This is a genomic window from Raoultella sp. T31 (assembly GCF_002806725.1).
In the GTDB taxonomy this organism is placed as follows: Bacteria; Pseudomonadota; Gammaproteobacteria; order Enterobacterales; family Enterobacteriaceae; genus Klebsiella; species Klebsiella electrica.
This window is the reverse complement of the sequence record NZ_PIBO01000006.1, coordinates 76,366-91,949: the sequence shown is the minus strand read 5'-3', so window position 1 is coordinate 91,949 and position 15,584 is coordinate 76,366. Positions and strand designations below refer to the sequence as shown.

Here is a 15,584-nt window from a genome sequence, read left to right as displayed (position 1 = left end):
CGGCCGGCAGCGAAGTTCACTAAGAGACAACGGGTATAGTGCGAATTGAGAAACGGCTCCTGGCAGACAGGGGCCGTTTTGACTTTTTTAAAAACGTCGTTAAATCGACGTTGCATAGCAATTTGTAAGAGGCATTTAACATGATACCTGTGGTCGCGCTTGTCGGGCGCCCTAATGTTGGAAAATCCACGCTTTTCAACCGTTTGACGCGCACTCGCGATGCGTTGGTCGCGGATTTTCCGGGGCTGACTCGTGACCGTAAGTACGGTCGTGCTGAAGTTGAAGGTCGTGAATTTATCTGTATCGATACCGGTGGTATCGATGGCACAGAAGACGGCGTTGAAACCCGTATGGCTGAACAGTCGCTGCTGGCGATTGAAGAGGCGGACGTTGTGCTGTTTATGGTCGATGCGCGCGCGGGGCTGATGCCTGCCGATACCGCGATCGCCAAACATCTGCGCTCGCGCGAAAAGCCGACTTTCCTGGTGGCGAACAAAACCGACGGCATTGATGCCGATCAGGCGATTGCCGACTTCTGGTCGCTGGGCCTCGGAGATATCCATCCGATCGCTGCGTCTCACGGTCGTGGCGTGACCAGCCTGCTGGAGCACGTTCTGCTGCCGTGGGCCGAAGCGATCGACCCGTCAGAAGAAGTCGATGAAGATGCGGCATACTGGGCGCAGTTTGAAGCGGAACAGAACGGTGAAGAAGCTGAAGAGCCGGAAGACGACTTCAATCCGCAAGATCTGCCGATTAAGCTGGCGATTGTCGGCCGTCCGAACGTCGGTAAATCCACGCTGACCAACCGTATCCTGGGCGAAGACCGCGTGGTGGTCTATGACATGCCGGGTACCACGCGCGACAGCATCTATATTCCGATGCAGCGCGACGAACGTGAATACGTGCTCATCGACACCGCGGGCGTACGTAAGCGCGGTAAAATTACCGACGTGGTCGAAAAATTCTCGGTCATCAAAACGTTGCAGGCGATTGAAGACGCCAACGTAGTGATGCTGGTTATCGATGCGCGTGAAGGGATTTCCGACCAGGATCTTTCTCTGCTCGGTTTTATCCTCAACAGCGGCCGCTCGCTGGTGATTGTGGTCAACAAGTGGGATGGCCTGAGCCAGGAAGTGAGAGAGCAGGTTAAAGAGACGCTGGACTTCCGTCTGGGATTCATTGACTTTGCACGCATCCACTTTATCTCCGCCCTGCACGGTAGCGGCGTAGGTAACCTGTTCGAATCCGTACGCGAAGCGTATGACAGCGCGACCCGTCGCGTCGGGACGGCGATGCTGACCCGTATCATGACCATGGCGGCAGAAGATCATCAGCCGCCGCTGGTGCGTGGTCGTCGCGTGAAGCTGAAATATGCCCATGCCGGTGGTTATAACCCGCCGATTGTGGTCATCCACGGTAACCAGGTCAAAGATCTGCCGGACTCCTATAAGCGTTACTTGATGAACTACTTCCGCAAGTCGCTGGACGTAATGGGTACGCCGATTCGTATCCAGTTCAAAGAAGGGGAAAACCCGTTTGCCAACAAACGCAATACCCTGACGCCGAACCAGATGCGTAAGCGTAAGCGCTTGATTAAACACATCAAGAAAAGCAAATAAGCTATTTGCCCGCATGAAAACCCCAAAGCCCGCATCTGCCGCAATGCCGTTCACTTAAGTGGAGCGGTACTGCGTTTCACCGGATAGCGGGTTTTTGACATCTTAACCGCCCTCGGCCTTGATGGTCGGGGGCGTTTTGTTATGAACACGGCTTCCTGGGGGGGCGACAGGCTCACGTATCACCGATGACAGTAATAATCGGGTGTAGGGATGACGCGCCTGTTGAAATATCTGCTCGACGGTGCCGGTTTCGACAATTTCACCGGCTTTCATCACCGCGATCCGGTGACTCATATGCTGCACCACGCCCAAATCATGGGAGATAAACAGCATCGAAAGATGCAGCCTGCGCTGCAAAGAGATCAATAGATCCAGAACCTGGGCCTGAGTGGTTACGTCCAGGGCTGATACCGGTTCGTCGCATACCAGCAGGTCGGGCTCGCTTGCCAGCGCCTGGGCGATAGATACGCGTTGCCGCTGGCCGCCGGAAAGAGAGACTGGACGGCGCGGCAGTAAATCGGGGCTCAGTCCGACCAGAGAGAGCAGCTCCTCGATTCGCTGCTGGCGCTGACGGGCGCTGAGGCGAAAATGTAGCCGTAGCGGTTGCTCAAGCAGCTGTTCAACGCTGTACTGAGGATCGAACGAACCCAGCGGGTCCTGCACAATTGTCTGAATCCGCGCTCTGCGAGGACGTCGTTCGCGCTCGGGGAGCTTACTCCAGGGGGAGCCCAGTAGCTGGATCTCTCCCTCGTCCGGACTCTGCAGGGCGAGCACCATTTTCCCGAGGGTTGTTTTCCCCGAGCCGGACTCTCCCACAATCCCCAACGTTTCACCGCGGGCCACCGCCAATGAAACTCGATTCACCGCGCGTAACGGCATACCGTCAGGTAAAGCGAAGGTGACGGAAACATTGTTAACCTTCAGCACAGGCGCTTGTCTGTCGTCTGTTGCTGTCGACGGCTCAGGGAGAAGCGTTGCGCCGAGCGGGTCCTGACCGGAAAGCCAGTGTCCCCGTGTGCCGGCGGTGGGTACGGCGGCCAGTAGCCGCCGGGTATAGGGATGCTGCGTTGCGAACAAGACGTTTCGCGTCGTTCCTTGTTCAATCTGGCTACCGTTGCGCATGACAACGACGCGGTCAGCAATATCGGCCACGACGGCCAAATCGTGGGTAATCAGCAGGATGCCGTGTCCGGCTTCGGCCAGCATTTTGAATATGTTCAGCACCTGTTTTTGTACCGTCGCGTCGAGGGCCGTGGTTGGTTCATCGGCAATTAACAGGCGAGGACCGGCCGCCAGCGCCGAGGCGATCAGCGCGCGCTGGCGCAATCCTCCGGAAAGCTGGTGCGGATATTGCGCCGCCCGGTTTTTTGCATCGGCAATACCCACGTCAGTCAGCAACGTCTGAACCCGCTCCGCCACCTTGACGCGCGGCAACAGGCGATGGGTCAGTATTGGTTCGGCGACCTCCTGCCCGATACGGCGCAAGGGATCGAGCGACGTCAAGGCATCCTGCAGAACAAAACCTATCTCCCGCCCTCGTATACGCTGCCAGGTTTTGCTGTCGCGGGTGAGTAAATCATCAACGCCACCGTCATGACGCCGCAGTTCGATGGCATGAGCCTGAACCTGAGCCCCTGTACCCGGTAGCCCGACCAGCGTTCGCGCGGTGACTGATTTGCCGGAACCCGATTCGCCAACCAGCGCCAGGATTTCTCCGGCGTTGACGGTAAAAGAGAGCGATTTGACGGCGACCGTTACGCCCTGCTTTGACGGGAAGCTGACGTGCAGATCCTCTACGCGTAGCAGAGGTGAAAGCGTGGATTGATAGTCCATTTACAGGCTGCCTTTGGCCAGAAGAGTTTGCAAACGACGCCCGAGGAGCGTGATGGAGATGACGGAGAGCGCAATGACGGTGGCCGGCAAAAGGCTGACCCAGGGAGCGCTGTCCAGAAAGTTGCGGCCTTCGGAGAGCAGCGCGCCCCATTCCGCGGTGGGCGGCGTCACCCCGAGCCCCAGAAAGCTCATGGCGGAGGCGGCGAGTACCGCCTGTCCGATACCGATAGTCGCCAGAATCAACAGTGGACGGATGGTATTAGGAATTATATGGCGCACGATGATCGTCAGGGGGGATTCTCCCAGGGTGACAGCATGCTGGACGTAGCCGGACAGTTTGACCTGTAATACCTGAGAGCGTACCAGGCGCGCATAGCCAGCAATAGCGGCCAGGCCGACAGCAAACAACGTATTTTCCGGGCCGCGGCCCAATACGGCAATAGCCAGTAATGCCAGCAGGAGCTCAGGAAAGGCGAGCAGAATATCCAGCAAACGTACCAGCAGCTGGCGTGAAATTCGTGGCCCCAGCGAAGCGGCCGTACCGAGCACAATACCGCCCGCACAGGCCAGCAGAGTGGCGCCGACGCCGATAGACAAGGACAGCGATGTGCCATACACCACGCGGGCAAACACATCGCGCCCGAGCTGGTCGGTGCCAAACCAGTGCGCAAGGCTGGGAGGCTGTAATACCGCGGCGAAGTCTATATCGTTTGGCGCATGGGGCGTCAACAACGCCGGGAAGAATACCGCCAGTAACAGCAGCACGACGATCATCGCGGGAAGCAGTGTACCCGGCGTCAGCCAGGGGCTGCGATAAGCTGCCCGTCGGCATTGCGGTAGCTTCAGAGAATTACTGCTCATCGGTAGACTCCTTGACGCTTAGCCTCGGGTCGATAAGCAAATACAGCGCGTCGAGGATCAGGTTAATGACGACAAACAGAAAAGCGGAAAACATCACTATCCCAAGAACCAATGGCATGTCGCGGTTTTCGATAGCGAGAAGCGTGATTTGGCCGATACCGGCGCGCCCAAACACCGTCTCTGTCAGAATCGATCCCCCCAGTACGCCAGCCAGTAATGTCCCGGTGAGCGTCGAGAGGGCCAGCGCGCCGTGGCGTAAGGCATGCAGCAGGCGTAACCTGGTTTCGCTGACGCCGCGAGTGCGTACCGTCAAGGCGAAGGGTTGCGCCAGCGCCTCTTCCAGACCATCCCGCAGCACCTGGCTGAATATGGCCGTCAGCGGCAGGCTTAGGGTGAGAGCGGGCAGTACCAATGAGGCAATGCCCTCGTTGCCGGTAACCGGAAACCATTGCAGCTTAAAGCTAAAGATAGTGAGCAGCAGAATACCTATCCAGTATACCGGTGTGCTGAGCAGGATCAGCTCCACGCCGGACAGCAGCCCGCGTAGCCGGTGCTGGCGGCCGGACGTCGCCAGCGCATTAACGATGGCCAGCGTCAACGCCAGAACCAGCGCGCTGAGCGCCAGGGGCAGAGTTTGTTTTAATGCGGCGCCTATCACTGACACTACCGGTTGGCGAAACTGATAGCTGATACCGGGATCGCCGCTGAGCGCCTGGCCGCAGTAACGCAGATATTGAATCCACAGTGGCTGATCGAGACCAAATTTGCGGATTAACTCCGCGCGAAACGCCGGATCGACAACCGCATCCCCGCCGCCGATGATAATCGACACCGGATCGCCGGGGATGAGCTTAACGGCGATAAACGTCAGTGTTGCGGCGCCCCACAGCACCGCGACAATCGTCAGAAGGCGCTTAGCGCCTCCCTTAAGACTAACGACTAATCCAGGCATCATAGAAGTTCGGTTTGGCATTGGTGGCCCAGTTAACGCTATGCACAGTTCGGGATAAACCGAGCTGGAAAGCGGGAATATACAACGGGACGACATAGGCCTGGTCGATGACCTGATGCTGAATCTCATGGTACAGCCGTTTGCGCTCCTCTTCGCCGGCGCCCACGGCGCGTTCCAGCTTATCGTCGATCGTATTCACCCGGGCGTGGTTGTTGCCCTGAGGAGGAATGAAAGAGGAATGAAAGACGGTCCGCAAAATATCCGGCTCAGGGCGGACAAAGAAGTTGGAGGCGATGTCATAGTCGTTACTGGCCGTGCGGCTCGCAAAAATCCCCGCATCTACCGGGTCAAGCTGCAGGTCGAAACCGGTTTGCTTCACCTGATACTGTACCGCCTGAAACAGCGCCACATCAGCCGACTCGACGTTTCCGGGGACGTAGATAAAGCGTACGGTAAGACGATGACCGTCCCGCGTGCGATAGCCCTGGCCGTCTTTGCTCTTCCAGCCCGCTTCATCAAGCAGGCGGTTAGCTTTATTGATATCGAACCCCCAGCTGGCGGCAACGCTCGGATCGTAGTCGACCGTGGTGGGACCCAGCACATTATGTGCCGGTTTCACTGTACCGAAGAACGTGGCTTGTACTGCCGCTTCGCTGTTTACTGAGCTCTGGAAAGCCTGGCGCACCTTGACGTCTTGGAACGGTCCCTGCGCAATATTAAGATACAGAACCCGGTTAACCCCGGGGTTTTCGCGCGTGATGACCTGTAGCCTGGTGTTTTTCGTCACCTGAGCGTAGTTAACCGGCGGAATAGCATCAATGGCTTGAACTTGCCCGCTGTTCAGTGCCCCCAAACGCACAGCGGTTTCCGGCAGATATTTAAACTCAATGCCGTCAAGCCAGGCCGGACCCTGATGAGTGGCATATCCTGGTCCCCAGTGATAATCAGCACGTTTACTCAGGCGGCTGCCGCTACCCTTGACGAACGAATCCAGAATAAAAGGGCCGGAGCCGACGACGGTATTGCTGGTATTTAGCGTATTTTTTAAATAGGTCGGCGACTGAATCCCCAGATAGGGGAGGCTGAGTCCTTGTAATAATGGCGCAAAGGCGGTTTTATAACGGATGACGACGGTTGAGTCATCCGGCGTTTCAATACTGTCTACCGGCCCGAGCAGCGATTTGGAATAAGGGGAGATGGTTTTAGGATCCAGAATACGGTCGAAGTTATATTTGACCGCCGCAGCATCGAGTCTGGTGCCATCGCTGAACGTCACATCTTTGCGCAAATGGAAAGTGTATAGCTTGTTATCATTGCTGACTTCCCAGCGTTGCGCCAGCCAGGGCGTAAAGTGGTTATCTTCAGCCTGCCCGACCAGTGAATCAAGCACATTGCGCGTCACCAGCGCGGCGACGGAATAGGCGGTGGTAGACGGGTCGATAGTGGGCGTATCGCTGCCCAAGGCGACATGCAGTATGCCGCCAGCCACGGGTTTGTCATTGACATTGTTCACCGCCCACGCGGAGGTGGTCATGGCGACTAAAAGCGTCAACCCTGATGCCGCGATGGCGCCGGGATGAAACCAGCGACTCGTTAAAAAGCGATATTCTTTCACGCGCATTCCTTTGTGATTGCCGGGTCTATTGTGGTTGCATCTTAGTAAGTGGCAAAGGGACTGTAAAAGAACAAAAAATCATTCTTATTGCCAGCCAGAACATTTAAACCGGCGTCTTAATCTGAGAGTAATGGAGGAACCACCAGGGCTGAGGGCGAGTCACTGACTGCATGCTGAGCACAGCGTTAAGCAATGATTGTCGGTATTTAACCGCTGAACCGTTTTGCGCAACCGACGCATATTGTTAATGTTATGCATTTAGAAATTATTTAAAATCAGTCGCTGTTTACCCTGTTGTGTATTGCACTCAATGAAAACGGCGGAGAATATCCCCGTCATAGATATCCGGAGAAATTAATGGAACTCAACTGCCCGGTCTGCGGTAAAACACTCTCCGGCACGGAGAGCGGTGCGCATTGTGAAGGTTGTCAGATGGACTTTACGCTGGAAGCCCGCTGCCCGGATTGCCATAAGCCGCTGCAAGTGCTGAAGGCCTGCGGCGCGGTCGATTATTTCTGCCAGAACGGCCACGGGATGATTTCCAGAAAGCGTGTCGAGTTTGTGCCGCTGGCGTCTTAATCGCCAACGCAGCCTTCGCCTTTCTGCCACAGTTCAACCAGCGACGGCGGCGCGTCCTCTTCCGGGATCAGCACAATGATATCGGTATACTGCGCCTGATTGTGCTGCGCCCGCAGAATCTGAATACGAAAATAGCGCCGATCGCCGCGGCCTGGAGAACTGGCTCGCCCGGGCGGCAAGCCGAACGGAAATGACTGCTGCAGAATATCCACGATGCGCTGGCGTTGCGCCTGCGTCAGGGATGACAACGTGATTCTGCGCTCTCCGCTTAACCCAGGAATAAACGCGAAGCCGCCTTCCCGCGCCAGTTCGATGACGGCATCATCAGCCAGTTCCGGTACCTTCATTTACAGCACCCCTACGGTTTTCCACGCCTGCTCGATGGCCGCCGCCGTCGCGGTGCCTGAGCGTTTTTCGCCATGCGTGATGGTTAACTGAGCGAAATCCGCAAAATCCGCATCCTGCTTCAGCGCGCGATCACAGACGGTGTCATACCAGGCGTAACCGGCTTTTTCCCAGGCAAACCCGCCCAGAGCGCTGGCAGCAAGATAGAAGGCGTGATTAGGTATACCTGAATTCAGATGAACGCCGCCGTTATCCTGCCGGGTGTGGACAAAATCTTTCATGTGGGCAGGCTGCGGGTCTTTCCCCAGCAGCGGATCGTCATAGGCGCTACCGGGGTGTGACATTGAGCGTAACCCTTTACCGTGGATCCCCCTGGCTAACAGCCCCGCGCCAATAATCCAGTCCGCCCGATCCGCAGTTTGCTTATGATGATACTGTTTCACGAGAGAACCGAAGACGTCGGAAAGCGACTCGTTCAATGCGCCCGACTGGGCGAAATAGATAAGCCCGGCCTCGCTTTCGGTTACCCCGTGGCTGAGTTCGTGGGCGACAACGTCAATCGCTATTGTAAAGCGATTAAAGATCTCGCCATCGCCGTCGCCGAATACCATTTGCTGACCATTCCAGAATGCGTTCTGGTACTCTCTGCCGTAATGCACTGTGCCGATAAGCTTCAGACCGCGGTTGTCCAGCGAGTCGCGGTGGTAGGTGCGCCAGAAAAATTCATGAGTGATGCCCAGATAATCGTAAGCTTCATCAACGGCCACATCGCCATTGGATAATTGACCTTCAAAGCGCACCTGGGTACCGGGCAAATCCTGGGTCTGTTGCGCATCATAAATATCGCGTTCCAGCTGGCCTGGAGTGGAGACATGCGCGGCTGTGGGCTGGCCGGGAACGTGGGCCATTAGCGCCTGTACGTGGGTCAGCGTTTGCTGCGCGCAGCGTTGCTGAGTCGTGGAACCGTGGTCAACAATGCGCCGCAGAATATAGGGGGGAACAACGCAGCGGTAATGATAATATTGCATATCGCGCTCCTTTATCCGGATGAAACCGTTTAAAAGGGTATGACAGCAGTATAGTGCGCGACGGAAATTTATGCTTTTTTACGGGCGCGAGTTTTTTTCACCGCGGTGATGGTTTTGACTTCGCTTTCGACCCAGCCATCATTTAAACGCGTGGTCAGCAGATCGCCGGCCTTCACCTGTCTGGTTTGCTTCAGCACTTTGCCATCGCTGGCTGAGGTCACGCTATAGCCGCGGGCCAGCGTTGCCAGCGGGCTGACGGCCTCCAGGTGAGTAACCGCGTTGCCGAAACGTTCGCGCTGTTCGCTCAGACGGGTATGAATATTTTCCGCCAGCCGGTATTCCAGTTGCTGAATACGCGTCTGCGCGCGGTGAATGCGCGGCTGCGGATTTTGCAGGTTCAGGCGCTGAATGACGCGCTGTTGACGCTGATCGGCGCGTTTCATCTGCGTTTCGAGTGCAAGGCGCATCCGCTCCCGTAGCCTTTCCAGCGCGGTTTGCTGGCGCACTAACCGCAGCTGCGGATGCTGTTGCTGAAGACGATGGAACAGCTGGGTAAAACGACGGTGGCGGTTGGCGATAAAATAGTCCATCGCCATCTCCAGACGCTGTTGTCCGGACTGCAGTTGGCGCAGCAGCTCCTGCTGATTGCGGCTGACAATCTCCGCGGCGGCTGAAGGCGTTGGCGCCCGCAGGTCAGAGACAAAATCGGCGATGGTGACGTCGGTTTCATGGCCGACGGCACTGACCAGCGGAATGCGGCTGGCAAAAATCGCCCGCGCTACCCGCTCATCGTTAAAGCTCCATAGATCTTCCAGCGAACCGCCGCCGCGGCCCACGATCAGCACATCACACTCCTCGCGAAGGTTGGCTAATTCTATGGCGCGAACGATTTGTCCCGGCGCGTCGTCGCCCTGAACCGACGTGGGATAGATAACCACCGGCAGCGACGGATCGCGTCTTTTCAGCACCTGCAAAATGTCGTGCAGCGCCGCACCGCTTTTCGACGTGATGACGCCCACGCAGCGCGCAGGAGAGGGGAGCGCTTGCTTATGCTGCTGGTCGAAAAGGCCTTCCGCCGCCAGCAGCGCTTTTAGCTGTTCATATTTTTGCTGCAACAGCCCTTCGCCGGCAGGCTGCATGCTCTCGACGATAATCTGGTAGTCGCCGCGCGGTTCATACAGCGTGATATTGGCTCGCACCAGTACCTGCTGTCCGTGCTGCGGACGAAAAGTGACCCGCCGGTTGCTGTTGCGAAACATCGCGCAGCGCACCTGGGCGTTATCGTCTTTGAGGGTGAAGTACCAGTGGCCGGAAGACGGCTGGCTGAAGTTAGAGATCTCGCCGCTGATCCAGACCTGGCCCATTTCCTGTTCCAGCAGCAGGCGAACCGTCTGATTCAGGCCGCTGACCGTGAAAATTGCAGGGGATTGAGATGGCAACATGTGAGCAAGATCAAATTTTAAATCAGCAGGTTATTCAGTCGATAGTAACCTGCTGATAGACAATCGCAAGTATTATTTTCAAAAAAGGGTAGATGCAATCGGTTACGCTCTGTATAATGCCACGGCAATATTTATCCACCCTGGTCGAGATATTGCCCATGCTACGTATCGCTAAAGAAGCTCTGACGTTTGACGACGTCCTCCTCGTTCCCGCTCATTCTACCGTTCTGCCGAATACTGCCGATCTCAGCACCCAGCTGACGAAAACCATTCGTCTGAATATTCCTATGCTCTCCGCAGCCATGGATACCGTAACAGAAGCGCGCCTGGCAATTGCCCTGGCACAGGAAGGTGGCATTGGCTTTATTCACAAAAACATGTCCATCGAGCGCCAGGCGGAAGAAGTTCGCCGCGTGAAGAAACATGAGTCCGGCGTGGTTTCCGACCCGCAGACCGTATTGCCTACAACCACCCTGCGCGAAGTAAAAGTGCTGACCGAGCGTAACGGCTTTGCTGGCTATCCGGTAGTGACCGAAGACAACGAACTGGTCGGTATCATCACCGGTCGCGACGTCCGCTTCGTGACCGACCTGAACCAGCCTGTCAGCGTTTATATGACGCCGAAAGAGCGTCTGGTCACCGTACGCGAAGGCGAAGCCCGTGAAGTAGTGTTTGCCAAAATGCATGAAAAACGCGTTGAAAAAGCGCTGGTTGTTGATGCTGGCTTCCATCTGCGCGGCATGATTACCGTTAAAGATTTCCAGAAAGCGGAACGTAAACCGAATGCGTGTAAAGATGAGCAGGGTCGTCTGCGCGTCGGTGCCGCGGTTGGCGCAGGCGCGGGCAACGAAGAGCGCGTTGATGCGCTGGTTGCTGCAGGCGTTGACGTGCTGCTGATCGACTCCTCCCACGGCCATTCCGAAGGCGTACTGCAGCGCATTCGTGAAACCCGCGCTAAATATCCTGACCTGCAAATCATCGGCGGCAACGTGGCGACCGGCGCTGGCGCACGTGCCCTGGCGGAAGCGGGCGTGAGCGCGGTGAAAGTGGGTATCGGCCCGGGTTCTATCTGTACTACCCGTATTGTTACCGGCGTAGGTGTTCCGCAGATCACCGCTGTTTCCGACGCGGTGGAAGCGCTGGAAGGTACCGGCATTCCGGTTATCGCCGATGGCGGTATCCGTTTCTCCGGCGATATCGCCAAAGCGATCGCTGCTGGCGCGGCGGCGGTGATGGTCGGTTCCATGCTGGCGGGTACCGAAGAGTCCCCGGGTGAAATCGAGCTCTACCAGGGCCGTTCTTACAAATCCTATCGTGGTATGGGTTCTCTGGGCGCGATGTCCAAAGGCTCCTCCGACCGTTACTTCCAGAGCGACAACGCCGCGGACAAACTGGTGCCGGAAGGTATCGAAGGCCGCGTTGCTTATAAAGGCCGCCTGAAAGAGATCATCCACCAGCAGATGGGCGGCCTGCGCTCCTGCATGGGGCTGACCGGTTGTGGTACCATCGACACCCTGCGTACTAAAGCGGAATTCGTGCGTATCAGCGGCGCGGGCATCCAGGAAAGCCACGTTCACGACGTGACGATCACCAAGGAATCCCCGAACTACCGCATGGGCTCCTGATTTTCATCGCCCGGTCATGCGCCGGGCGATTTTATTTAATCGCTACTGCTCTGGAATAAACGTCAATGACGGATAACATTCATAAACATCGCATTCTCATCCTGGACTTCGGTTCTCAGTACACCCAGTTGGTTGCGCGTCGCGTACGTGAATTAGGGGTTTATTGCGAACTGTGGGCCTGGGATGTTACGGAAGCTCAGATTCGTGAGTTCAATCCTAGCGGCATCATTCTTTCAGGCGGCCCGGAAAGCACCACTGAACATAACAGCCCGCGCGCGCCGCAGTATGTTTTCGAAGCCGGTGTACCGGTATTTGGCGTTTGCTATGGCATGCAGACCATGGCAATGCAGTTGGGCGGCCACGTAGAAGGCTCTAATGAGCGCGAGTTCGGCTATGCGCAGGTTGAAGTTGTTACCGATAGCGCGCTGGTGCGTGGTATTGAAGACTCCCTGACCGCTGAAGGCAAACCGCTGCTGGATGTGTGGATGAGCCACGGCGACAAAGTCACCGCGATCCCGTCTGACTTCGTGACCGTTGCCAGCACCGAAAGCTGCCCGTTTGCCATTATGGCGAACGAAGAAAAACGCTTCTACGGTGTGCAGTTCCATCCGGAAGTGACCCACACCCGTCAGGGTATGCGTATGCTGGAACGCTTCGTGCGTGATATCTGCCAGTGCGAAGCCCTGTGGACGCCGGCAAAAATCATCGACGATGCCGTTGAGCGTATCCGTCAGCAGGTTGGCGATGACAAAGTGATCCTCGGCCTGTCCGGCGGCGTGGACTCCTCCGTGACCGCGATGCTGCTGCACCGCGCGATCGGTAAAAACCTGACCTGTGTATTCGTGGACAACGGTCTGCTGCGTCTGAACGAAGCCCAGCAGGTGATGGACATGTTCGGTGACCACTTCGGTCTGAACATCGTTCACGTGGAAGGCGAGAAACGCTTCCTGGACGCGCTGGCGGGCGAGAACGATCCGGAAGCTAAACGTAAAATCATCGGTCGTGTATTCGTCGAAGTGTTCGACGAAGAAGCGCTGAAGCTGGAAGACGTTAAATGGCTGGCGCAGGGGACTATCTACCCGGACGTGATCGAGTCTGCTGCATCCGCAACCGGTAAAGCGCACGTCATCAAATCTCACCACAACGTCGGCGGCCTGCCGAAAGAGATGAAGATGGGGCTGGTTGAACCGCTGCGTGAGCTGTTTAAAGACGAAGTGCGTAAGATTGGTCTGGAGTTGGGTCTGCCGTACGACATGCTGTACCGTCATCCGTTCCCGGGACCGGGTCTTGGCGTGCGCGTACTGGGCGAAGTGAAGAAAGAGTACTGCGACCTGCTGCGTCGTGCGGATGCTATCTTCATCGAAGAGCTGCATAAAGCCGATCTGTACAACAAAGTGAGTCAGGCGTTCACCGTGTTCCTGCCGGTCCGCTCTGTCGGCGTGATGGGCGATGGCCGTAAGTACGACTGGGTGGTCTCCCTGCGTGCGGTCGAAACCATCGACTTTATGACCGCCCACTGGGCGCACCTGCCGTATGACTTCCTTGGCCGCGTTTCCAACCGCATCATCAACGAAGTGAACGGTATCTCCCGCGTGGTGTATGACATCAGCGGCAAGCCGCCGGCTACCATCGAGTGGGAATAACTCCCCGGCGTTGTTAAACGAAACCCTCTGTTTTTACAGAGGGCTTTTTCGTTTATGCCGCCGGATTAATGCTGAGTTTTATCGCTGAACTGCGGCACTTCCGTGGAGAAACGCGCGCTGCGGGCATCGCGTTCATAACCCTGATTCTGGCTCAGGATCGCATAGAGGTCGGGGCGTCTGCCGTGGATCCAGCGTCGGCCTGTGGACATGGCCAGCAGGCTTAAATCCAGCGTGGCGCAGACCAGGGTGTCTTCAAACGCATCGGTCTCTGCAATAATGCGGCCATAGGGATCGATAATCATCGCATTTCCGCTACGCACCTCCCCGTTGTCCAGCCCGACGCCATTGCTGAATAAGATAAACATCCCGTTATCATGCGCTCTTGAGGGCAGCCAGCGGAGCAACCATTCCCGACCGTTACGGCCCTGGAATGCGGCTTTCAGCGCGTCAGGATCCTGATACCGTTTCTCCCAAAGGGCTACGGGGATGGGCTGCATACCGAACGGGCTGCGGGAGTTGGTGCCGCCGGTTTGATGAGGAGCCAGCAGAATATCCGCGCCCAGCAGCGCGGTAGCCCGAGCATTTTCCGTCAGGTTATTGTCCCAGCAGATCAGAACGCCAACTTTCACTCCCCACGGCGTATCGAAGACGGTGAAGCTATTCCCCTGGTCTATCGCCGGATGTTCAAAGGCGTGCAGCTTGCGGTGAATATGCCTCTGGCCATCCGGCATACAAACGACGTAGGTGTTATACAGGCGATCGTCACTCGCTCTTTCAATCAGCCCTACGCCAATCGCCATCTCATAACTTTGCGCCAGGCGGGCAATTCTCGCCAGGGAAGGGCTGTCGTCAATGCGCTCGGCCAGCGAGCCTACCTCCTCGGCACTGAGATCGATAACGTGCCAGTAGCCGGTAATGCACATTTCGGGAAAGGCCAGAATGCGGGTCCCTTCGCCGGCTGCCTGATGAATAAAGCGTTCCATAATGCCCAGGTTATAGGACTTATCATTAGCGCGGTGGCAGAACTGTACCGTAGCCACCTGGAGTTCGTTGTTCATAGGTCTCTTCTCGTTGCGAAAAACTGAGCTCATTACGCCAGCAGAGACACCGGATGTATAATCACGCTTTCTCCGCGTTTGATAAGGGACGGGAATGGACATCAGATTAATACGGGCGTTCGTCACTCTGGCCCAGCTGCGACGCTACCATGCGGCGGCGGAGCGGCTTTGTTTGACCCAACCAGCGTTGACGAAACAAATCCAGACCCTGGAACATATGACGGGCATGACCCTTTTTCAGCGGGGGCGGCAGGGCGCTCAGCTGACTGCGGCGGGGGAGGCTATCTATTCTCAGGCCTGTCATTTTGTCGAGCAGCATGACCAGTTTTGTGCCTGGACGGAGCAGGTCCGGCGCGGGAACGTCGGCACACTGGCGCTGGGGTTCGGCATCTCAACCTTCCAGATGGCCCCGACGCAAGTTAAAGCCTTTCGTCAGCAGTTTCCCGATGTTGACGTCTCCCTCAACGATATCGCTTCCCACGAGCAGTATCGAATGCTGCTGGAGGGGCAACTGCATGCCGGGTTTGTGCGGATGCCAGTTCCGGACGCTCTGGAAGCGCAGGCGCTAATGGAAGAGAGCCTGGTGCTTGCTGTGCCCGCAGGCGCAACGGAGGCGTTCCCGGATATCGCCTCCGTGCTCCGACAGTTCCCGCTGCTGCAAATTAACCCAAAGCGTGGGCGCGGGTTGGCAGAGCAAACGGCGCTTTTCCTGCAAATCAACCACCTTACCGCTGATATCGTGGCCGATGCTGATGATATTCATACGCTGCTGGCGCTGGTTGCCGGCGGAAATGGTGTTGCGCTGCTTCCTGCCGGCGCATGTCATCTGCTGCCGGCAGGCATAAAGCTCATTACCATGACGGGGGAGGGCGCGCGATGGCAGGTCGGTCTTGCCTGGAACCCTCAGATGGCGGACGCCGTCCGCGATCGTTTTATCGCGATGGTCTGTCGGAAAAACGTGGCGATACCTCCCCGCTAAGGAGC

At 56.9% G+C, this 15,584-nt stretch carries 13 protein-coding genes; 5 read left to right on the top strand and 8 right to left on the bottom strand.

The genetic code is table 11. The annotated features are described in order from the left end of the window. Nucleotides 1–140: 140 nt before the first annotated feature. Nucleotides 141–1,619, top strand: coding sequence for a ribosome biogenesis GTPase Der (gene der / locus CWM52_RS06225; RefSeq protein ID WP_100683307.1), 1,479 nt, complete (start codon nt 141–143; stop codon nt 1,617–1,619). A gap of 102 nt (nt 1,620–1,721) precedes the next feature. Here der and CWM52_RS06220 read toward each other — a convergent pair whose 3' ends face one another. The 4 genes from CWM52_RS06220 to CWM52_RS06205 are packed head-to-tail and all read right to left on the bottom strand — an operon-like array spanning nt 1,722 to nt 6,799. Next, a complete protein-coding gene (locus CWM52_RS06220) occupies nt 1,722–3,452 on the bottom strand; it encodes an ABC transporter ATP-binding protein (protein WP_100683306.1) in 1,731 nt (576 codons plus the stop codon). After that, nucleotides 3,453–4,313 (bottom strand): ABC transporter permease, encoded by an 861-nt coding sequence (locus CWM52_RS06215; RefSeq protein ID WP_100683305.1) that lies wholly within the window; start codon nt 4,311–4,313, stop codon nt 3,453–3,455. It lies immediately after the preceding gene. Then, nucleotides 4,303–5,268, bottom strand: coding sequence for an ABC transporter permease (locus CWM52_RS06210; protein WP_100683304.1), 966 nt, complete (start codon nt 5,266–5,268; stop codon nt 4,303–4,305). The genes CWM52_RS06215 and CWM52_RS06210 overlap by 11 nt, the downstream gene beginning before the upstream one ends. Then, complete coding sequence (locus CWM52_RS06205) at nt 5,246–6,799, bottom strand: ABC transporter substrate-binding protein (RefSeq protein ID WP_227521264.1); 1,554 nt, start codon at nt 6,797–6,799, stop codon at nt 5,246–5,248. Before CWM52_RS06205 ends, CWM52_RS06210 begins: the two co-directional genes overlap by 23 nt. Nucleotides 6,800–7,237: 438 nt before the next feature. Between CWM52_RS06205 and CWM52_RS06200 the strand changes: the two genes are divergently transcribed. Next, on the top strand, nt 7,238–7,459 hold the full coding sequence (locus CWM52_RS06200; RefSeq protein WP_100683302.1) for a zinc ribbon domain-containing protein: 222 nt from the start codon (nt 7,238–7,240) through the stop codon (nt 7,457–7,459). Here the strand turns inward: CWM52_RS06200 and CWM52_RS06195 are convergent. The 3 genes from CWM52_RS06195 to xseA form a co-directional block, all read right to left on the bottom strand. Beyond that, nucleotides 7,456–7,806: a protealysin inhibitor emfourin gene (locus tag CWM52_RS06195; protein ID WP_100683301.1), complete on the bottom strand. Its 351-nt coding sequence runs from the start codon at nt 7,804–7,806 to the stop codon at nt 7,456–7,458. The two genes, CWM52_RS06200 and CWM52_RS06195, sit on opposite strands and share 4 nt — an antisense overlap. Beyond that, a complete protein-coding gene (locus CWM52_RS06190) occupies nt 7,807–8,832 on the bottom strand; it encodes a M4 family metallopeptidase (RefSeq protein WP_100683300.1) in 1,026 nt (341 codons plus the stop codon). A gap of 68 nt (nt 8,833–8,900) precedes the next feature. Continuing rightward, on the bottom strand, nt 8,901–10,274 hold the full coding sequence (gene xseA, locus CWM52_RS06185) for an exodeoxyribonuclease VII large subunit (protein ID WP_100683299.1): 1,374 nt from the start codon (nt 10,272–10,274) through the stop codon (nt 8,901–8,903). Nucleotides 10,275–10,432: 158 nt separating this feature from the next. Here xseA and guaB point away from each other — a divergent pair, with 158 nt between their 5' ends. After that, entirely contained in the window at nt 10,433–11,899 is a 1,467-nt protein-coding gene (gene guaB / locus CWM52_RS06180) for an IMP dehydrogenase (protein WP_100683298.1), read from the top strand. 65 nt (nt 11,900–11,964) lie between these two features. Continuing rightward, nucleotides 11,965–13,542, top strand: a complete 1,578-nt coding sequence (guaA, locus tag CWM52_RS06175; RefSeq protein ID WP_100683297.1) for a glutamine-hydrolyzing GMP synthase — start codon at nt 11,965–11,967, stop codon at nt 13,540–13,542. Between the two features lie 65 nt (nt 13,543–13,607). Here guaA and CWM52_RS06170 read toward each other — a convergent pair whose 3' ends face one another. Next, on the bottom strand, nt 13,608–14,600 hold the full coding sequence (locus tag CWM52_RS06170) for a nitrilase family protein (protein ID WP_100683296.1): 993 nt from the start codon (nt 14,598–14,600) through the stop codon (nt 13,608–13,610). A gap of 94 nt (nt 14,601–14,694) precedes the next feature. Here CWM52_RS06170 and CWM52_RS06165 point away from each other — a divergent pair, with 94 nt between their 5' ends. Next, complete coding sequence (locus tag CWM52_RS06165; RefSeq protein ID WP_100683295.1) at nt 14,695–15,579, top strand: LysR family transcriptional regulator; 885 nt, start codon at nt 14,695–14,697, stop codon at nt 15,577–15,579. Nucleotides 15,580–15,584 lie beyond the last annotated feature (5 nt).